Annotated in this window: 19 protein-coding genes; 2 read left to right on the forward strand and 17 right to left on the reverse strand. The window is 59.3% G+C overall.

What is annotated here, in order from left to right; genetic code table 11:
• Positions 1 to 8: 8 nt before the first annotated feature.
• The 7 genes from VOI22_RS06330 to rpiB all read right to left on the reverse strand — a co-directional run bounded on the left by VOI22_RS06330 (position 9) and on the right by rpiB (position 5,727).
• Positions 9 to 446 carry a 6,7-dimethyl-8-ribityllumazine synthase gene (locus VOI22_RS06330; protein WP_323795708.1) on the reverse strand — a complete coding sequence of 146 codons (438 nt, stop codon included), beginning with the start codon at positions 444 to 446 and terminating at the stop codon, positions 9 to 11.
• Positions 443 to 1,612 carry a 3,4-dihydroxy-2-butanone-4-phosphate synthase gene (gene ribB / locus VOI22_RS06335; RefSeq protein WP_323795709.1) on the reverse strand — a complete coding sequence of 390 codons (1,170 nt, stop codon included), beginning with the start codon at positions 1,610 to 1,612 and terminating at the stop codon, positions 443 to 445. The genes VOI22_RS06330 and ribB overlap by 4 nt, the downstream gene beginning before the upstream one ends.
• Positions 1,605 to 2,207, reverse strand: a complete 603-nt coding sequence (locus VOI22_RS06340) for a riboflavin synthase (protein ID WP_323795710.1) — start codon at positions 2,205 to 2,207, stop codon at positions 1,605 to 1,607. Before VOI22_RS06340 ends, ribB begins: the two co-directional genes overlap by 8 nt.
• Before the next feature lie 9 nt (positions 2,208 to 2,216).
• Positions 2,217 to 3,317 (reverse strand): bifunctional diaminohydroxyphosphoribosylaminopyrimidine deaminase/5-amino-6-(5-phosphoribosylamino)uracil reductase RibD, encoded by a 1,101-nt coding sequence (gene ribD / locus VOI22_RS06345; RefSeq protein WP_323795711.1) that lies wholly within the window; start codon positions 3,315 to 3,317, stop codon positions 2,217 to 2,219.
• 78 nt (positions 3,318 to 3,395) lie between these two features.
• Positions 3,396 to 3,857 carry a transcriptional regulator NrdR gene (gene nrdR / locus VOI22_RS06350; RefSeq protein ID WP_028464858.1) on the reverse strand — a complete coding sequence of 154 codons (462 nt, stop codon included), beginning with the start codon at positions 3,855 to 3,857 and terminating at the stop codon, positions 3,396 to 3,398.
• Positions 3,858 to 3,913: 56 nt separating this feature from the next.
• Positions 3,914 to 5,206 (reverse strand): serine hydroxymethyltransferase, encoded by a 1,293-nt coding sequence (gene glyA, locus VOI22_RS06355; protein ID WP_323795712.1) that lies wholly within the window; start codon positions 5,204 to 5,206, stop codon positions 3,914 to 3,916.
• A gap of 71 nt (positions 5,207 to 5,277) precedes the next feature.
• On the reverse strand, positions 5,278 to 5,727 hold the full coding sequence (gene rpiB / locus VOI22_RS06360) for a ribose 5-phosphate isomerase B (RefSeq protein ID WP_323795713.1): 450 nt from the start codon (positions 5,725 to 5,727) through the stop codon (positions 5,278 to 5,280).
• Positions 5,728 to 6,041: 314 nt separating this feature from the next.
• Here rpiB and VOI22_RS06365 point away from each other — a divergent pair, with 314 nt between their 5' ends.
• Complete coding sequence (locus VOI22_RS06365) at positions 6,042 to 6,494, forward strand: MucR family transcriptional regulator (protein WP_028464855.1); 453 nt, start codon at positions 6,042 to 6,044, stop codon at positions 6,492 to 6,494.
• 74 nt (positions 6,495 to 6,568) lie between these two features.
• Here the strand turns inward: VOI22_RS06365 and VOI22_RS06370 are convergent, their stop codons facing one another.
• Positions 6,569 to 6,799: a DUF6898 family protein gene (locus VOI22_RS06370; RefSeq protein WP_028464854.1), complete on the reverse strand. Its 231-nt coding sequence runs from the start codon at positions 6,797 to 6,799 to the stop codon at positions 6,569 to 6,571.
• A gap of 132 nt (positions 6,800 to 6,931) precedes the next feature.
• Here VOI22_RS06370 and VOI22_RS06375 point away from each other — a divergent pair, with 132 nt between their 5' ends.
• Positions 6,932 to 8,155, forward strand: a complete 1,224-nt coding sequence (locus VOI22_RS06375) for an acyl-CoA dehydrogenase (RefSeq protein WP_028464853.1) — start codon at positions 6,932 to 6,934, stop codon at positions 8,153 to 8,155.
• A gap of 52 nt (positions 8,156 to 8,207) precedes the next feature.
• On the opposite strand, the gene VOI22_RS06380 is transcribed toward VOI22_RS06375, so the two are convergent.
• The 9 genes from VOI22_RS06380 to nuoL form a co-directional block, all read right to left on the reverse strand.
• Positions 8,208 to 8,654 carry a hypothetical protein gene (locus VOI22_RS06380; protein ID WP_323795714.1) on the reverse strand — a complete coding sequence of 149 codons (447 nt, stop codon included), beginning with the start codon at positions 8,652 to 8,654 and terminating at the stop codon, positions 8,208 to 8,210.
• A 319-nt stretch (positions 8,655 to 8,973) separates the two neighbouring features.
• Positions 8,974 to 9,225, reverse strand: coding sequence for a DUF1467 family protein (locus tag VOI22_RS06385; RefSeq protein ID WP_028464852.1), 252 nt, complete (start codon positions 9,223 to 9,225; stop codon positions 8,974 to 8,976).
• Positions 9,226 to 9,240: 15 nt separating this feature from the next.
• A complete protein-coding gene (gene mce, locus VOI22_RS06390) occupies positions 9,241 to 9,645 on the reverse strand; it encodes a methylmalonyl-CoA epimerase (RefSeq protein WP_323795715.1) in 405 nt (134 codons plus the stop codon).
• 23 nt (positions 9,646 to 9,668) lie between these two features.
• Positions 9,669 to 11,336, reverse strand: a complete 1,668-nt coding sequence (locus VOI22_RS06395) for an RNase J family beta-CASP ribonuclease (protein WP_323795716.1) — start codon at positions 11,334 to 11,336, stop codon at positions 9,669 to 9,671.
• Positions 11,333 to 12,136: a type III pantothenate kinase gene (locus VOI22_RS06400; RefSeq protein WP_323795717.1), complete on the reverse strand. Its 804-nt coding sequence runs from the start codon at positions 12,134 to 12,136 to the stop codon at positions 11,333 to 11,335. The genes VOI22_RS06395 and VOI22_RS06400 overlap by 4 nt, the downstream gene beginning before the upstream one ends.
• Positions 12,136 to 12,888 carry a biotin--[acetyl-CoA-carboxylase] ligase gene (locus tag VOI22_RS06405; RefSeq protein WP_323795718.1) on the reverse strand — a complete coding sequence of 251 codons (753 nt, stop codon included), beginning with the start codon at positions 12,886 to 12,888 and terminating at the stop codon, positions 12,136 to 12,138. Before VOI22_RS06405 ends, VOI22_RS06400 begins: the two co-directional genes overlap by 1 nt.
• Before the next feature lie 56 nt (positions 12,889 to 12,944).
• Entirely contained in the window at positions 12,945 to 14,405 is a 1,461-nt protein-coding gene (nuoN, locus tag VOI22_RS06410) for an NADH-quinone oxidoreductase subunit NuoN (RefSeq protein WP_323795719.1), read from the reverse strand.
• 16 nt (positions 14,406 to 14,421) lie between these two features.
• On the reverse strand, positions 14,422 to 15,933 hold the full coding sequence (locus VOI22_RS06415; RefSeq protein ID WP_323795720.1) for an NADH-quinone oxidoreductase subunit M: 1,512 nt from the start codon (positions 15,931 to 15,933) through the stop codon (positions 14,422 to 14,424).
• A 4-nt stretch (positions 15,934 to 15,937) separates the two neighbouring features.
• A complete protein-coding gene (nuoL, locus tag VOI22_RS06420; RefSeq protein ID WP_323795721.1) occupies positions 15,938 to 17,869 on the reverse strand; it encodes an NADH-quinone oxidoreductase subunit L in 1,932 nt (643 codons plus the stop codon).
• Positions 17,870 to 17,875 lie beyond the last annotated feature (6 nt).

The raw sequence follows: 17,875 nt of genomic DNA on the forward strand, positions 1-17,875 counted from the left end.
GTTTTTGCTCACTCGACACCGAAGCGGCGCTTCAGCGCCACTAGTGCGAGGGCGGCTTGCACCGCATCCTTGCCTTTGTTTTTCTTGTCTACTGCCGCGCGGGCCCATGCCTGATCGCGGTTCTCCACGGTCAGGATACCATTGCCGATGGAAAGCCCTTCCCAAAGAGCCAGATCCTGCAGTCCACGGGCACTCTCGCCGCAGACGTAATCGTAGTGACTGGTCTCGCCGCGAATGACGCAGCCGAGCGCAACATAGCCGGCATAGGGCTCTCCGTCCGTGCGCTGCGAAGCAATGGCGATGGCCGCCGGAATTTCCAACGCGCCCGGCACCTCGATCCGGTCGTATTCCACACTGGCTGCCTCAAGTGCCGCGATGGCACCTTTCACCAACTCGTTCGCAATATCCTCGTAGAATCGCGCTTCGACAATCAGAATGCGGCTCATTCGCCGGCTCCTTCATCCCCGGTTTTAACGCCGCGCCGCTCGACCATGCTCAAACCGTAGCCGTCCAGGCCAACGATAGTGCGGTCGTGGTTGCTCAGCAAAATCATCTCACGCACGCCAAGATCCAGCAGGATCTGCGCACCGACACCGTAATCCCGCAGCTCGTTCTCGGTTTTCTTGCCATCGACCTCGGCGCGGAGTTTGCGGCGCACACGGTCGGAAAGCGCGGTCGCGGACGGCTCGCGGATCAGGACAACGACGCCGGACCCCTCTTCGCCGATCTGGCGCATGGCGTTTTGCAACTCGCCGCCGGCACGTTTTCCGGTCCTGTCGCCCAGAACATCTTCCATGATGCTCAGCGCGTGCATGCGGACCAGCACCGGATCGCCTTTTGTGATATCGCCCTTAACCAGGGCTATATGTTCGGCATAGGTGATCTTGTTGACGTAGACGATCATCCGCCAGTCGCCGCCATACTCGCTGTCGAGCGTGGTTTCGACCGAGCGCTGCACCACGGATTCGGTGCGGCGGCGATATTCGATCAGGTCGGCGATCGTCCCCACCTTGAGGCCATGGTATTGCGCGAACTGGACCAGGTCCGGCAGCCGCGCCATCGTGCCGTCGTCGTTCATGATCTCGCAGATCACCCCGGACGGGTTAAGCCCAGCCATCCGCGCGATATCGACCACTGCTTCCGTGTGCCCGGCACGCACCAGGGTGCCGCCATCACGGGCCATCAGGGGAAACACATGCCCCGGCGTCACGATATCGTCCCGCGCCGATTTGGAATCGATGGCAACCTGAACAGTCCGGGCGCGGTCATGCGCCGAGATACCGGTCGTTACCCCTTCCCGCGCCTCAATAGAGACGGTGAAGGCGGTTTCATGCCGCGTGCCGTTATTGGAGGACATCAGTGGCAGGCCGAGCTTCTCGATCCGCTCCCGCTCCATGGAGAGGCAAATCAAGCCGCGGCCATATTTGGCCATGAAATTGATCGCTTCCGGCGTGGCCATCTGGGCGGGGATACAGAGGTCGCCCTCGTTCTCGCGATCCTCGTCATCGACAAGGATGAACATGCGCCCCTGGCGCGCCTCCTCGACCACCTCCTCAATGGAGGAGAGAGCGGTGCGATAGAGCTCGCCAAGCGGTTCAGCCGTTTCAGTCATTCCGTGGTTCCCGGACGTCCAACAGGCGCGCAACATAGCGGGCAAGCATGTCGACTTCCATGTTCAATTCGTCGCCCGGCTTGCGATCACTCAACGTGGTCTCGTTCCAGGTGTGATCAATAATGTTCACGCCGAAGGTGTCGGCGGAAACTTCGTTTACTGTCAGAGAGATACCGTCAAGCGTCACCGCCCCCTTGGGCGCCACGAAAGCGGCCAGAGAACGGTCGGGCCTGAGTGTCAGCCGGCGGCTGTCGCCTTCAGGAACGATAGAGAGGATCTCCGCGAGCCCGTCGACATGCCCGCTGACGATATGTCCGCCAAGCTCGTCCCCGACCTTGAGAGCCCGCTCCAGATTGATCCGTGCGCCCTCTTTCCAACCGCCGAGATTGGTCTTGGAGAGGGTCTCAGCCGAGACATCGGCAGCGAACCAGCCGTCACCCTTGTCGACAACGGTAAGGCAGCAACCGGAGCAGGCAATGGAGGCGCCAAGCGCAACGGTGTCCATATCGAAGGTAGCCGACACGGCCATACGCGTGTCGCCACCCTTTTCGATACGGCAGACCGTACCGATATGCGTGATGATTCCTGTGAACATGGCCGTAACCTAGTTTCGACGGCGGTAGGTTTCCACCAGATCTTCACCTACGGGCCGGACATAACGCCGTTCGAAACGCGGCATGAATTCGAGAAGCTCGAGACCGAGATCACGAACAGCGCTCAATCCGTCGCCGCCGATGATGGCCGGCGCGCGAAACCAGACCAACTCGTCGACGCGTTCCTCGCGCACGAATGTGCTGGCAAGCTCGCCGCCGGATTCCACCATCAACCGGGTTACACCCCGCTCTGCAAGCAGGGAGAGGACAGCATCGAGATCAAGCCGGCCGTCCTTGACCGCCATCCCGCCAGCCACATCAACACCAGCGGCCGACAAGGCCTGCGCTTTCGGGTCGTCCGCCGCAATCGCGGTGATAACCGTCGTCGGGATATCACGGGCGGTCTCAACGACAATCTGGTCCGTTGTCAGTCTCAGTCCCCCGTCAAGGATCACACGGTCCGGTGAGCGTGCCATCAACCCCGGCAGACGGCATGTCAGCGCCGGGTCGTCTGCCAGCACGGTCCCTATTCCGGTCATGATAGCATCGTGACTGGCCCTGATCTGGTGCGACACAGCGCGGGCTCCGGTACCGGTGATCCACTGGCTTCGCCCGTTCGCCAGCGCCACCTTGCCATCGAGAGACGTCGCCAGCTTCAGGGTCACGAAAGGACGTTTCTTACGGATACGAGTGAGAAAGCCCTGATTAAGTTCCTCTGCTTCCTTCTCCAGAAGGCCGGAGGCAACCTCAATCCCGGCCTCGGTCAGCCTGGTGTGGCCGGTGCCGTCAACTCGAGGGTCAGGATCGCGCAGGGCATAGACCACCTTTGCCACGCCGGCTGCAATCAGTGCATCCGTGCAGGGCGGGGATGCACCGTGATGCGCACATGGCTCCAGGGAGACATAAACAGTCGCCCCCCTTGCCGCCTCCCCTGCATCGGCAAGGGCCACCGGCTCAGCATGCGGGCGCCCGCCTGGCTGCGTCCAGCCGCGACCGACAATCCTGCCGTCCCGGACGATGACGCACCCGACAGACGGGTTCGGCGCAACCTGCCCGAGACCGCGCCTGGCCAGCGCCAGGGCGTGCCGCATGAAGGAGATTTCTTGGTCCATTGTTCCACGCTCCCGTCAAGGCTCCGGCCCGAGGACTGAACCCTCGGGCAGAACCCAGACGCCGGGCGGCGAGGACCTTCAGTCGTCGCCGTCGTGACTGATTTCTTCGACGAATTCCTCGAAGTCTTTGGCTTCGCGGAAGTTCTTGTAGACCGACGCAAACCGGACATAGGCAACCTGATCCAAATTGGCCAGGGATTCCATGACCATCTGCCCGATCACTTCGGACGGAATCTCCGCCTCGCCCATGCTTTCCAGTCGCCGGACGATGCTGGTCACCATCCGCTCGATGCGTTCCGGGTCGACCGGGCGCTTGCGCATCGAAATCTGCACGGACCGGACCAGTTTGTCCCGATCGAAGGGTGCCCTCTTGCCTGTCTTCTTGACCACGGTCAGCTCACGGAGCTGAACCCGTTCAAAGGTCGTGAAACGCGCACCGCAGGCCGGGCAGAACCGGCGCCGCCGAATAGCCGCATGGTCTTCCGTTGGACGGGAGTCCTTCACCTGGGTATCGGTGTGGCCGCAAAACGGACAACGCATGGTCTTCCCCCTTCAATCAGTCAACTGGCAGCGGCCGCCCCGGGCCGCGACCGGGATTAGTAGATCGGGAACCTGTCACACAACACCCGGACATCTTCCCTGACCTTCTCTTCGGTCAGCGAGCTGTCGTCCGGATTCTGCGCAACGGCATCAAGCACGTCGCCGATCAGGTTTCCGATTTCCTGGAACTCCGCCACACCAAAGCCGCGCGTGGTCCCAGCCGGCGTGCCAAGACGCACTCCGGACGTGATCATCGGCTTTTCCGGATCGAACGGAACGCCGTTTTTGTTACAGGTGATACCGGCCCGCTCGAGAGCAGCCTCAGCCACCTTGCCAGTCAGGCCCTTCGGGCGCAGATCGACGAGCAGAACGTGAGTGTCCGTGCCGCCGGAAACGATATCCAGACCGCGCGCTTTCAGCACTTCGCCTAGAGCCTTCGCATTATCCACGACCTGATGGGAATAGGTCTTGAATTCCGGCGTCAGCGCTTCGGCGAAGGACACCGCCTTGGCGGCAATCACATGCATCAACGGGCCACCCTGAAGACCAGGGAATACCGCCGAGTTGATCTTCTTGCCGAGATCCGGGTCGTTCGAGAGGATCATGCCGCCGCGTGGGCCGCGCAGGGTCTTGTGCGTCGTGGTCGTGACCACATGCGCATGGGGCAGCGGGCTCGGATGCGCACCGCCAGCGACCAGACCCGCGAAATGCGCCATGTCGACGTGGAAATAGGCACCGACAGAATCGGCGATCTCGCGGAAGCGCTTGAAATCAATCTGACGCGGATAGGCAGAACCACCCGCAATGATCATCTTCGGCTTATGTTCCTCGGCAAGCGCCTTGACCTGATCAAAGTCAATCTGCGCGTCTTCCTTACGAACACCGTACTGGACCGCCTTGAACCATTTACCGGAAAGATTCGGCGGCGCACCATGAGTCAGGTGACCGCCGGCTGCAAGAGACAGCCCCATGACGGTATCGCCGGGCTCGAGCAGCGCCAGCATAACCGCCTGATTCGCCTGGGCGCCTGAATGCGGCTGCACGTTGGCAAAGCTGCAATCGAACAGCTTGCAAGCCCGCTCGATGGCCAGAGCCTCGGCCTTGTCGACGAATTCACAGCCGCCGTAATAGCGCCGGCCAGGATACCCCTCGGCATATTTATTGGTGAGGACAGAGCCTTGAGCTTCCAGCACCGCACGGGAGACGATGTTCTCGGAGGCGATCAGCTCGATCTGGTCTTTCTGCCGCTCAAGTTCTTCTGTGATCGCGCCATAAAGGGCCGGATCACTTTCGGACAGGGGCGTCGCAAAGAAAGGGTTATCGGTTGTGCTCGTTTCAAAGGCGGACATGACAGCTCCAGTTCGTATCCCGCAATGCAACGTGGCCTACTCGCTCAGACATCGCAGTGCAAGGACGTGATTTACATGCTCTCGGCAAATCCGAGTTTGTCGACGCGACGTTGATGCCGGCCGCCTTCGAATTCTGTTGCAAGAAAGACATCAACACAGTCTTTCGCGACTTCTTCGCCGATAAGGCGCGCGCCAAGCGCAAGGACATTGGCGTCATTGTGCAGACGACAGAGCCGTGCCGAGGTAATGTCATGACAAAGGCCCGCGCGTATCCAGTCATGCCGGTTCGCAGCGATGCTTATGCCAATCCCTGTGCCGCACACAACGATCCCACGGGGCGCCTTCCCCTCCTTCAGCGCATGCGCGACTGCGGCACCAAAATCGGGGTAATCGACCGACGCCGCCCCGTCCGTGCCAACATCTACGATCCGCCACCCTTTTTCTTCAAGGTGAGCTACCAATACTTGTTTCAGAGAATATCCGGCATGATCCGAACCGATCACGATCACGTTATCTGTCATTACCTGTCAGGCTCGTTGTTCCAGCAAGAGAAGTGCCTACTATATACACGGCACGGAGGCCCGCGAACCACTATTTGCGCTACCGGCCCTCACGCGACGCGCCAAAGAATACGGTCTCGCGCCACAAACTATTCACTGCAAAATCTTGACCGCATATTCCAGAAAGAAGCTGTTTTCAAAAATCGCAGGAATTCATTGCATTTGAATTCAGGGTTTCAGAAACGGAACGCCGCATTAATTCTTGACAACTATTTCGCCCGGGACAATGTTCCGAGGACACCCTAATCAATATAATGTAAATATCGGATCTAGAAATGACCGACGAAACCCGTGAAGACAATCTGGACTCTTCTGAACTACTCCGTATGACCACGGATGTTGTATCCGCTTATCTCGGAAATAACACTGTGGCAGCGTCGCAGATTTCGGAGGTCATCAGTACGGTTCACGAAGCGCTAACGCGCCTCAATACTGAGGTTAGCGAGCCGGAAGTCGAGCCGGCAAAACCGGCAGTGCCGATCCGCCGCTCGATTACGCCGGAATTCATCATTTGCCTTGAAGATGGCAAGCGTCTCAAGATGCTGAAGCGTCACCTCCGGACGACCTACAACATGACCCCGGAAGAGTATCGCGCCAAATGGGGCCTGCCGGCAGACTATCCGATGGTTGCTCCGAATTACGCGGCGCAGCGGTCTGAGTTCGCCAAGAAGATCGGTCTTGGACGCAACGCCGTCAAACGCGGTGGTCGCAAGCGGAAAGCGGTCTGATCACAAACAGCCTGTTATTGAAGAAGCGCCGGTATCGTCCGGCGCTTTTTCTTTTGAGGCCTGCCGGTTAAAAATCAGACTACGGTCCCACGGCCACGCGACTGTGGCTGCGGTTGCGATTTCTTTTCGAGAACGTACTTCAACTTGCGCAGGACCGCGTGCTTCAGGCCAGCCTCGCCACTGGCAGGATTACCGACGATCGAAACCTCAACCATGCTGACGGGATCGAAGGCACTGACCTTCACATAACTCCCGGATGGCAGAAACTCGATTATCACCCTTTGCTCGTTCAGCTTTCGCGCCATCTTTCTTCCCGGCGATAAACCGTTCTTGCTGGTACTGCGGAACGGCAACAGTGCCCCAACGGAAATTTGAAGCTACAACTGCTTCGGCGTATATACCTCTGCAACAAATTCAGCAACTTTGGGAGTCTCCCCATGTCCGTCCAACCCGTTGTCGATGCCGCGAAGTCGGCGAAAGCCTCACGACCGCAATTCGACTGGGAAGATCCCCTCCTCCTCGAGCAGGAACTGACTGAGGAAGAGCGTATGATCCGCGATGCCGCGCGCGCTTATTGTCAGGACAAACTGATGCCGCGGGTTCAGGAGGCCTTCCGGGATGAAGTCTTCCATCGTGAGATCATGAGCGAGATGGGAGAGCTGGGCTTTCTCGGCTGCACCATCGATGGCTATGGCTGCGCCGGTGTGAACCATGTCTGCTACGGCCTGATCGCCCGTGAAGTCGAGCGGGTCGACAGTGGTTACCGCTCAGCCATGAGCGTCCAGTCCAGCCTGGTCATGCACCCGATCTATGCTTACGGCAGCGAAGAGCAGAAGCAGAAGTACCTGCCGAAGCTCGCAACCGGCGAATGGGTCGGCTGTTTCGGCCTGACCGAACCGGACCACGGCTCCGACCCGGGAAGCATGGTCACCCGCGCGAAAAGCGTCCAGGGCGGCTATCTGCTCAATGGCGCGAAGATGTGGATCACCAACTCGCCGATCGCCGATGTCTTCGTCGTCTGGGCAAAGACCGATGACGGCCAGATCCGCGGCTTCGTCCTTGAAAAAGGCATGAAGGGCCTGACCGCGCCCAAGATTGAGGGCAAGTTCTCCCTGCGCGCTTCCGTCACCGGCGAGATCGTCATGGATAATGTCGAGATCCCGGAAGAGAACATGCTGCCGAACGTGTCCGGCCTGAAGGGGCCTTTCGGTTGCCTGAACAAGGCCCGCTTCGGCATTTCCTGGGGCGCCATCGGTGCCGCCGAGTTCTGCTGGCACCAGGCCCGTCAGTACACGATGGACCGCAAGCAGTTCGGCCGCCCGCTCGCCGCCAACCAGCTTATCCAGAAGAAGCTAGCCGACATGCAGACCGAGATCACACTCGGCTTGCATGGTGCTCTGCGTCTCGGACGGATGATGGACAGCGGCCACGGTGCGCCGGAAGCAATCTCTCTGATGAAGCGGAACAATTGCGGCAAGTCCCTGGACATCGCCCGCGTTGCCCGCGACATGCATGGCGGCAATGGTGTCTCGGACGAATATCATGTGATCCGCCACGTCGTGAATCTGGAAGCCGTGAACACCTACGAAGGCACCCACGATGTGCATGCCCTGATCCTGGGCCGCGCACAGACCGGGCTTCAGGCCTTTACCGGCGCCTGACGCGACACACTAAAACGAATACCGGCGGCGGCGTCCTGAGGGCGCCGCCGTTTTATTTCTTCATATTTGCGCAGGCCGCGGAAATTGCCGCCATCTGCGGATCGGTGAGCTGCTGGCCGTTATATTCAAGCCGTCCCGACATGATGTCGTATTCTATCGCTCCGATACCCGCTTCCCCTGCCACACCTTCCGGCAATGAGAAGAGATCGGCGACATCAAGTGTGAGCGGAATGATGATCTTTGTCGGCGCCTCGATGATGGCCGACCCGGGCAAGTCGGCCGATACAACCGGCCTTCCCGCGGCATCGACACCCGGCTTGTACTCAACATCGGCAGAAGGCTGATGGGCAATCAGCCGCGCGCAATCCTCTTTCGAAATCTCGATACCTTTCGGCTCATCTGCCCAAGCATTTCCTAATCCCGCACCCGCAAGGAAAAGGCTTCCGGCAATCAGAAACGGAGCCGACAACTTCAACTTTGCGTAAAAGCACATGATCATGTCTCTATTCGCTCCCCAGACGACGTTTGATAACAAAAACTAGATGAGAATCGATATCATTTGACCTAGGCGCAAAAAAATTAGTGACGCCTTCACCAACATGTCATATGGTCCCCATCAATAAAAAAAAGAATAAGTCCGAGCCGCGAATTTGGCCCGAGTTTAGGGAGGAAGCGAACCACAGCGTTAAAACGCTGCGGTCGAATCATAAAAAAAAATTCGCCGGCAAGATCTTCTGGATCTTGCCGTTTTTCTTGGTGCCACCTTTTCTTTATCAGACTTGGTTCCTTGTTAGCCCCGGCCTCTCCCGGCCCGGCGATTACCAATTCTGAATAGCATCCCGGAACGAGAACAGATCGGCTGCAATGATGTAGTTGATCAAGGTTGTGGCAAGGAGTGCCACAATCGTGGCTCCCAATGCTTTCTTCCAGAGATGCGGTCGCTTGGGTGCACTTGGAGCATGCCCCTCCTCGGGCTCTTCCACAACGCGCACGCCAATCGGCAGCGCCATCAGGAAGAACCACCACCAGAGCAGCAGAAAGACGACAACAATAGAAACCCAGTCATTCATGCGCGTGCGCTCCGCCTAAGCCTGCTCGAGCTCGACCAGCGTGCCGGCAAAGTCCTTCGGATGCAGAAACAGAACCGGCTTGCCATGCGCCCCGTTCTTCGGCTCGCCGTCCCCGAGTACCCGTGCGCCCTCGGCCTTCAGACGATCACGAGCAGCGATGATGTCATCCACCTCGTAGCAAACATGATGCATGCCGCCGGACGGGTTCTTTTCAAGGAAAGCCGCAATCGGTGAAGAATCCCCGAGCGGATAGAGTAGCTCGATCTTGGTGTTGGGGAGCTCGACGAAAACGACAGTCACGCCATGCTCGGGCAGATCTTCGGGAGCACTGACGCTGGCACCAAGCGCACCGCGATAGGTGGCACATGCCGCATCCAGATCCGGCACGGCGATGGCAACATGGTTCAAGCGGCCGATCATCGATTTATTCCCTTTATTCTTCGTCAGACACGCAGCACATGGACCGTCGTTACAGGGCGCTTTCCATATTCGGCCCGAACGACGCGGCGAACAGCCCGGCGCACCGCTTCTCCAACCTCTTCGTCCTTGGTCCGCGCCTTCTTGCCGAGTGCGCCGACCGTCTCCCATATGAGATCTGTCGCAGTGTCACTCAATGCGTCAATTTCGCCTTCATCGGCAATGCCGTTGAAGGTCAGCACCGGATCACTGTGCAACTGACCCTTTCCGTCCATCAGCACGGTTACCGAGACCGCTCCGTTGAACAGCATTTTTTTGCGATCACCGATCACGCTAGATTCAAGCGGAATGATCCGGCCGCCATCCAAGGTCAGCATGCCGGTCGGCACCCAGCCAATAACCTCGACGTTACCTTCTTCAAGGCGGATCAGGCTACCATTGCCCGGCACGATGGCTTCAGGCACCTGGCATTCCCGTGCGAGCCGGGCATGTGCCTCCAGATGGCGCGGACTGCCATGTACCGGCACGGCGATTTTCGGGCGGATATACTGGTACATCTCAACCAGTTCCTCACGAGCCGGATGCCCCGAAACATGGACATGATGGTCCCGCTCGGTCACCACCTCAATGCCGCGCGCCACCAGCCGGCTCTGGACTCGGCCAATCGCTGTTTCGTTCCCGGGAATCTCCCGGGACGAGAAGATGACGACGTCACCGCGCTCAAGCGTGATTTCCTGGTGTGCGTTCTCGGCTATTCGGGCAAGAGCGGCCCGCGACTCTCCTTGAGATCCGGTGCAGATCAAGACTAGCTTGTCGCGCGGAATGAAGCCTGCGTCCTTTTCCGACAGAAATTCGGGAATATCGCGGAGATATCCGTTCTGCAGTGACGCCTCATACATACGCCAGAGAGAGCGGCCCACCAGCGCAACATTACGGCCGGCAGCCGCAGCCGCGGCCGAGATATTCGCAAGCCGGCCGACATTCGACGCAAAACAGGTGATGGCAATGCGCTGATCATGCTGCCGGAACAACTCGGCAAGTGACTCGGTCAGGCTGGCTTCGGAACCAGATCTGCCCTCATCGAGGACATTCGTCGAATCACCGATCAAAGCGAGCACGCCTTCATCGCCGAGTTCGCGAAGGGCTTCGATATCGCTCGTCCGTCCAATCACCGGGTCCGGATCGAATTTCCAGTCGCCCGTATGCATCACGGTACCGCCGCCACAGCGGATCGCCAGCCCGTTCGCCTCCGGAATGGAGTGAGTGAGCGTGATCAATTGCAGCTCGAACGGGCCAAGAACGAAGTTGGCCGAGATATCCACCTCGATCAGCTCGACCTGTTCAAGAATTCCTACTTCGGAAAGCTTGCGGCGTATCAGTGTCGCCGTGAACGGGGTCGCATAGATCGGGCAACGCAGACGCGGCCAGAGATGGGGAATGGCCCCGATATGATCTTCATGGCCGTGGGTGATAACCAGCCCGACCAGATCCTTCCGGCGCTGTTCGATGAACTCCGGGTCCGGCAGCAGAACATCGATGCCGGGCATCGTGTCGTCGCCAAAGGAGATCCCGAGATCCACCATCAGCCACTTGCCACCATAATGGTAGAGGTTGAGGTTCATCCCGATTTCATCACTACCGCCAAGCGGCAAGAAAATGAAATCCTCGTCCTTGATCTTCGGCACGCCGCTCATCGAGTTTTATTCCGCTCATGGATCAGTAACAGGCCGCGTAGCGTGATCGCCTCGTCCACATGTTGAATAACCGGCGTGCAGTCAGCGAAGATCGCCGCAAGTCCGCCCGTGCCAATAACCGTCATATCTGTTCCGTATTCCGCTTTGATTCGGGATACCAAGCCTTCGATCAGGCCGATATATCCCCAAAAGATTCCCGAGTGCATGGCACTCACTGTCGATTTTCCGATAACGCGCACGGGACTGTTGGTCCCCTCGTCCGGCATCTCCGGCGGACGGATTGCAATGCGCGGCAGCTGTGCAGCTGCGTTGTAAAGCGCATCAAGGGAAAGATTGATGCCCGGCGCAATGATCCCTCCGGCATAACCGCCATCAGGTTCAACAACGTCAAAAGTCGTTGCTGTGCCGAAATCGATGACGATCAGCGCGCCCTCATAGGCCGCATGCGCGGCAATGGCGTTCACCAGCCGATCCGCCCCGACTTCAGTCGGCCGCTCGATCCGGATATCGATCCCGAGATCCACACCCTTCCGGCCGACAACCATCGGCTCGATCTTGAAGTATTTCCGGCACAGGGTTTCCAGATTGAAAACCACCTCCGGCACAACGGTCGCTATAATCACTTCGCCGATATCGCTCCGGTCGATCCCTTCGAGTGCCATCAGCTGGGTCAGCCAGACGGCATATTCATCCGCCGTGCGAGCGACATTGGTCGACGCTCTCCAGGAGCCGCGTTTCTCGTCTCCGGAGAACACCGCGAATACCGTGTTCGTATTGCCGCAATCTATCGTCAGCAGCATCAGCCGCCCTCCGCAAGCCGGACATCGCCGGCAGAAATCCTGTGCTTCTCGCCGCCATCACCTACGACAATCATCGAGCCGTCAGCCTCTATCCCGTCATAGCGGCCAACGATCTTCTGTTCATTATTCTCGACAGAAACCCTCCGGCCGATCCAACGCGACCGTGCCGCCCATGCTGCCCGGATAGGCGCAAACCCATCGGAACACCAAAGCGTATAGCGCGCTGACAGAGCCTTCAGATAGCGATCGAGCAATCCCTCGACCGTGAGTGGCGCGGCAAGATGATCCATGAGTGCCGTTGTTGGATACCGGGCGCCATCAGGAGCGTGGGCGAGATTGATGCCTACACCCAGCAACGCGACAACACGGTCTCCGCGCACACGCGTCTCCGTCAGGATGCCGGAAATCTTGGCGCCGCCCAGCAACACGTCGTTCGGCCATTTCAGCACCAGGTCCGCATCGGGCAACAAGCCGGAGACGGTATCGTGAACAGCAAGCGAGGCGACGAAAGAGAGCTCCTGCAGACGGCCAAGCGGCAACCCCGGGTCGAGGATCGCCGTCGTGTAGAGATTTCCTTCCGGGGACACCCATGCCCGGCCGAGCCTACCGCGCCCGGAACTCTGGCTCCGGGCCCAGACCAATGTCCGGTCCAGAGCCCCACCTTGCGCCAGGCTGTCGGCTTCGTCATTCGTGCTGGATACGGAATCGTAACCCAGAATCCTGAAGCCGTGGCTCTGGCGCTCGTGGTTCAAATATTCAGGTCCTTCAGGGCCCGGCCAGACACTTCGTCAAGTGCGGGCCACTTGCCTCACCCGGCGAACAGGGCTGATGCGGCCGCTTTGGCGCTGCTGACCAGCGGTGCGGGGACGATGAAGAACAACAGCGTCACCGCAGCCATCACCGTCATGATGATTTTCAGATCCCCCGGGATCGCGGTGTCCAGCGGCTCTTCCGCCTCGTCGAAATACATGATCTTGACGATACGCAGATAATAGAAAGCACCAATCACGCTGGCGATAACGCCGAGAATTGCGAGAGCGAAGAGGCCTGCATTGACCGCAGCCATGAACACAAACCACTTTCCGAAGAAACCGGCGAGCGGCGGGATACCAGCCATCGAGAACATGAAGATCATGATCATCGCGGCCATGCCCGGATGGGTCTTGGAAAGCCCCGCCAGATCGTGGATGCCCTCGACCGGGCGCCCTTGCCGACGCATCGAGAGGATACAGGCAAAGGTCCCGACATTCATGAAGAGATAGAGAGCGAGATAGACCAGAATGCCGCTGACGCCCGCCTCGTTCGCAGCGGCAAGCCCGACTAGCGCATAGCCCATATGGCCGATGGAACTGTAGGCCATCAGGCGCTTGATATTCGTCTGCACGATCGCCGCGATGGCACCGATAGCCATGGAGAGGACCGCGATCAGGGCAATGATCTGCTGCCACTCGCCGACCAGAGCGCCGAACGGCTCCAGCAGAACCCGCAGGAACAGCGCCAGCGCCGCGACCTTCGGTGCAACCGCAAACAGTGCGGTGACCGGCGTCGGCGCGCCTTCATAGACATCCGGGGTCCACATATGGAACGGAACGGCGGAAACCTTGAAGGCGAGGCCACAGATCACGAACACGAGGCCAATGATCAGACCGACCGACGGCTGCTGACCGTCCAGACCGGAGAATACGTTCGCCAGACCTTCGAACTCGGTCGTCCCAGCGAAACCGTAAACCATCGAGGAGCCATAAAGCAGCATCCCTGAAGACAGCGCACCCAGCACGAAGTATTTCAGGCCGGCTTCGGTGGATTTCAGCGTGTCCCGACGGATCGAGGCAATGACGTAAAGCGCCAGGCTCTGGGTCTCGAGACCGACATAGAGCGCGATCAGGTCGTTGGCCGACACCATCATCAGCATGCCGAGCGTCGAGAGCACAATCAGGACCGGATATTCGAAGCGCTCGAAACTGTCCTGCCGGAAAGTGCTCCGGGACATGATGATGGAAAGGATTGAGCCGGCAAGGATCAGAATCTTGGCAAACTGCGCAAACGGTCCGGCCTTGAACATGCCGAAGAAGGCCAGTGTCGTGTCGCCGCCGTGGCTCATCACCAGGCCACCTGCCACCAGAAGCACTGCGACAGCGAGCCAGGAGGTCGCCTCCTGCGCCTTGCCGCCTCTGAACACGCCGAACATGAGAAGCGCCATGGCAGCTGCCGCGAGGAAAATCTCCGCGGCCGCCGGGCTCATCACGGGAAGCGTTGTGATCGCGTCCATGGGTCTCACTCCTGCCCTAGCGGGCGGCCACGGCCACGCCGGCATCGCCGAGCGCAACCTTGTAGTTGCTAATCAGATGATCGACAGACACCGACATGATGTCGAGGAAGGTCGACGGATAAATGCCCATCCAGAAGACGAGGATGATGAGCGGTGCGAAAATCGCGATCTCGCGCGGCGACAGGTCAAGGATCTGCTTCAAAGCCTCCTTGTCCATCACACCGAAGATAACCCGGCGATAAAGATAGAGCATGTAGGCGGCACCGAGGATCAGGCCCGTGGCGGCAAAGGCCGCAAGCCAGGTACTCGCCTCAAAGGCGCCCATCAGGATCAGGAACTCACCGACGAAACCGCTGGTGGCCGGCAGGCCGACAGAAGCCATGGTGAATATCATGAAGACAAGCGCATAACGCGGCATACGCTCCACCAGACCGCCATACGCCGCGATCTCGCGGGTGTGCATCCGGTCATAGACCACGCCGACGCAAAGGAAGAGCGCGCCCGAGACAACGCCGTGGCTCAGCATCTGGAAGATAGAGCCTTCGACGCCCTGGGTGTTCAGCGTGAACATCCCGATGGTGACGAAGCCCATATGCGCAACCGAAGAATACGCAATCAGCTTCTTCATATCTTCCTGCACCAGGGCGACGAGCGAGGTGTAGATCACCGCCACGACACTGAGCACGAAGACCAGCGGCGCGAAATACTCGGTCGCTTCCGGGAACATCGGAATGGAGAAGCGCAGGAAGCCGTAACCGCCCATCTTCAGCAGCACGCCAGCCAGGATCACGGACCCCGCCGTCGGCGCCTCAACGTGAGCATCGGGCAACCATGTATGGACAGGCCACATCGGCACCTTGACCGCGAAGGAGGCAAAGAACGCGAGCCAGAGCCAGGTCTGCAGTTCCGTGGAGAAACCTGCGGCCATCAGTTCCGGGATATCCGTGGTTCCCGTCTGCAGATACATGGTCAGGATGGCGATCAGCATCAGCACGGAGCCGAGCAGCGTGTAGAGGAAGAACTTGAACGCCGCATAGACCCGGCGGGCACCGCCCCAGATTCCGATGATAAGGAACATCGGGATCAGCACACCTTCAAAGAAGATGTAGAAGACCAGAATATCCAGCGCACAGAACATGCCGACCATCAGGGTCTCAAGGACCAGGAAGGCGATCATGTATTCCTTCACCCGCTTCTGCACAGCTTCCCAGCTTGAGAGAATGCAGATCGGTGTGAGCAGCGTGGACAGCAGCACGAACCACATGGAGATGCCGTCGACACCCATGTGATAGCCGATGCCCCAATCCGGCAGCCAGTCGCGCTTCTCGACGAACTGGAAGTCAGCCGTGGTCGGGTCGAACCCGGCCCAGATCAGCAGCGATACCACAAAGGTTATCAGCGAGGTCCAGAGCGCCACGTAGCGGGCATTCTTGGCAACCTGCTTTTCTTCACCGCGGGTCAGCGCAATGAAAAGTGCCCCCGCCAGCGGCAGGAAGGTTACCAGAGAGAGGAGAGGCCAATCGCTCATGGTCTTACTTCCCGCTCATCAGCATGTACCAGGAGATGATCGCAACCACGCCGATCATCATCGCAAAGGCATAATGGTAGACATATCCGGACTGCATCTTGCCGGCTCGGACCGCCGCAAGCTTGGTAATCAGGCTGACGCCGTCGGGGCCGAAGCCGTCGATGATCGCGCCATCGCCGCTTTTCCAGAAGATCCGGCCGAGCTTCATGGCCGGACGGATGAAGATGTAGTCGTACAGCTCGTCGAAGTACCACTTGTTCAGCAGGAACAGGTAGATCGGCCGGAAGGTCGAAGCGACCTTCGCCGGCAAACCGGGCACGAACATGTACATGACATAGGCAAGCCCGATACCGGCGACGGTGACGACGATCGGCAGCAGTTTCACCCATGTCGGTACGTGGTGCGCGCCCTCGATCGTATCGTTACCGTCGGCAACGAAGATCGCGGCACCCCAGAATTGCTCGCGTAGATCGCCGCCGAAATACTGGTAACCGAGCCATCCAGCGAATACCGCGCCGGTCGCAAGAACGATCAGCGGCACTGTCATGACCGGCGGGGATTCGTGGATATGGCTCATGACTTCCTTGCTGGCGCGCGGAGCGCCGTGGAAGGTCATGATCAGGAGACGCCAGCTGTAGAACGCTGTCATGAAGGCCGCCCCGACACCGAGCCAGAAGGCGTAATCGCCGACGCCGGTGTGACGCGCATACGCCACTTCGATGATCAGATCCTTCGAGAAGAAACCGGAGAATGGCGGCAGGCCGACCAGAGCCCAGCTACCGATCCACATCATGATGTAGGTGAGTTTGATGTGTCTCCAGATGCCGCCCATGTTGCGCATGTCCTGCTCGTCCGACATGGCGTGGATCACCGAGCCGGCGCCGAGGAACAGCAGCGCCTTGAAGAAGGCGTGCGTCATCAGGTGGAAGATAGCGGCGGAATAGGCCGAAACACCGCAGGCGAAGAACATGTAGCCGAGCTGGCTACAGGTCGAATAGGCGATCACCCGCTTGATGTCGTTCTGGCAGAGACCGACGGTCGCCGCGAAGAAGGCCGTCGTTGCCCCGACAATTGTGATCACCATGAGCGTATCGGGCGAGAATTCCATCATCGGCGACAGGCGCGCGACCATGAACACACCGGCCGTCACCATGGTCGCAGCGTGAATAAGCGCGGAGACCGGCGTCGGGCCTTCCATGGCGTCCGGTAGCCAGGTGTGCAAGCCAAGCTGGGCCGACTTGCCCATGGCACCGATGAACAACAGCATGCAAAGGATGGTCAGGGCGTGCCACTCGGTACCGAGGAACTCGAGCGTCATGCCCGCCTTTTCCGGTGCGGCGGCGAAGATATCGTCCAGCACGACCGTATCGAACAGTAGGTAGGTACCGAAGATGCCGAGGGCAAAACCGAAATCGCCGACCCGGTTGACGATGAAAGCCTTCATTGCCGCGGCGTTGGCGGACGGCTTGTGGAACCAGAAGCCGATCAGCAGATAGGAAGCGAGACCGACGCCTTCCCAGCCGAAGAACATCTGCACCAGATTGTCCGCCGTCACCAGCATCAGCATGGCAAAGGTAAAGAGGCTGAGATAGGCCATGAAACGCGGCTTCGACCCGTCGTGGCTCATGTATCCGATGGAATAAACATGAACCATGGTCGACACGCCTGTGACCACGATCAGCATGACCGCCGTCAGGGTATCGAACTTGAGCGCCCAGGAGGCTTCCATCGATCCGGAAGAAATCCAGGTGAACAACTCGACCGTGACCGGGTTACCGCCGAGCGCGACATCGAAGAAAGCGATGATCGAGAGCCCCAGCGCACCGAACATGCCGGCACAGGTGACAAGCTGCGCCGGACGGTCTCCGATGGCGCGGTTACCGAAGCCCGCGATGAGACTGCCGAGCAGCGGCAGGAAGACGATTGCGGCGTACATCCGGCC

The organism is Nisaea sp., assembly GCF_034670185.1.
Lineage (GTDB): Bacteria > Pseudomonadota > Alphaproteobacteria > Thalassobaculales > Thalassobaculaceae > Nisaea.

What these genes read in the sequence shown, in the direction of transcription:
- VOI22_RS06330 (WP_323795708.1), bottom strand. Translation starts at nt 446, where the DNA reads ATGAGCCGCATTCTGATTGTCGAAGCGCGATTCTACGAGGATATTGCG.
- ribB (WP_323795709.1), bottom strand. Translation starts at nt 1,612, where the DNA reads ATGACTGAAACGGCTGAACCGCTTGGCGAGCTCTATCGCACCGCTCTC.
- VOI22_RS06340 (WP_323795710.1), bottom strand. Translation starts at nt 2,207, where the DNA reads ATGTTCACAGGAATCATCACGCATATCGGTACGGTCTGCCGTATCGAA.
- ribD (WP_323795711.1), bottom strand. Translation starts at nt 3,317, where the DNA reads ATGGACCAAGAAATCTCCTTCATGCGGCACGCCCTGGCGCTGGCCAGG.
- nrdR (WP_028464858.1), bottom strand. Translation starts at nt 3,857, where the DNA reads ATGCGTTGTCCGTTTTGCGGCCACACCGATACCCAGGTGAAGGACTCC.
- glyA (WP_323795712.1), bottom strand. Translation starts at nt 5,206, where the DNA reads ATGTCCGCCTTTGAAACGAGCACAACCGATAACCCTTTCTTTGCGACG.
- rpiB (WP_323795713.1), bottom strand. Translation starts at nt 5,727, where the DNA reads ATGACAGATAACGTGATCGTGATCGGTTCGGATCATGCCGGATATTCT.
- VOI22_RS06365 (WP_028464855.1), top strand. Translation starts at nt 6,042, where the DNA reads ATGACCGACGAAACCCGTGAAGACAATCTGGACTCTTCTGAACTACTC.
- VOI22_RS06370 (WP_028464854.1), bottom strand. Translation starts at nt 6,799, where the DNA reads ATGGCGCGAAAGCTGAACGAGCAAAGGGTGATAATCGAGTTTCTGCCA.
- VOI22_RS06375 (WP_028464853.1), top strand. Translation starts at nt 6,932, where the DNA reads ATGTCCGTCCAACCCGTTGTCGATGCCGCGAAGTCGGCGAAAGCCTCA.
- VOI22_RS06380 (WP_323795714.1), bottom strand. Translation starts at nt 8,654, where the DNA reads ATGATCATGTGCTTTTACGCAAAGTTGAAGTTGTCGGCTCCGTTTCTG.
- VOI22_RS06385 (WP_028464852.1), bottom strand. Translation starts at nt 9,225, where the DNA reads ATGAATGACTGGGTTTCTATTGTTGTCGTCTTTCTGCTGCTCTGGTGG.
- mce (WP_323795715.1), bottom strand. Translation starts at nt 9,645, where the DNA reads ATGATCGGCCGCTTGAACCATGTTGCCATCGCCGTGCCGGATCTGGAT.
- VOI22_RS06395 (WP_323795716.1), bottom strand. Translation starts at nt 11,336, where the DNA reads ATGAGCGGCGTGCCGAAGATCAAGGACGAGGATTTCATTTTCTTGCCG.
- VOI22_RS06400 (WP_323795717.1), bottom strand. Translation starts at nt 12,136, where the DNA reads ATGCTGCTGACGATAGATTGCGGCAATACGAACACGGTATTCGCGGTG.
- nuoN (WP_323795719.1), bottom strand. Translation starts at nt 14,405, where the DNA reads ATGGACGCGATCACAACGCTTCCCGTGATGAGCCCGGCGGCCGCGGAG.
- VOI22_RS06415 (WP_323795720.1), bottom strand. Translation starts at nt 15,933, where the DNA reads ATGAGCGATTGGCCTCTCCTCTCTCTGGTAACCTTCCTGCCGCTGGCG.
- nuoL (WP_323795721.1), bottom strand. Translation starts at nt 17,869, where the DNA reads ATGTACGCCGCAATCGTCTTCCTGCCGCTGCTCGGCAGTCTCATCGCG.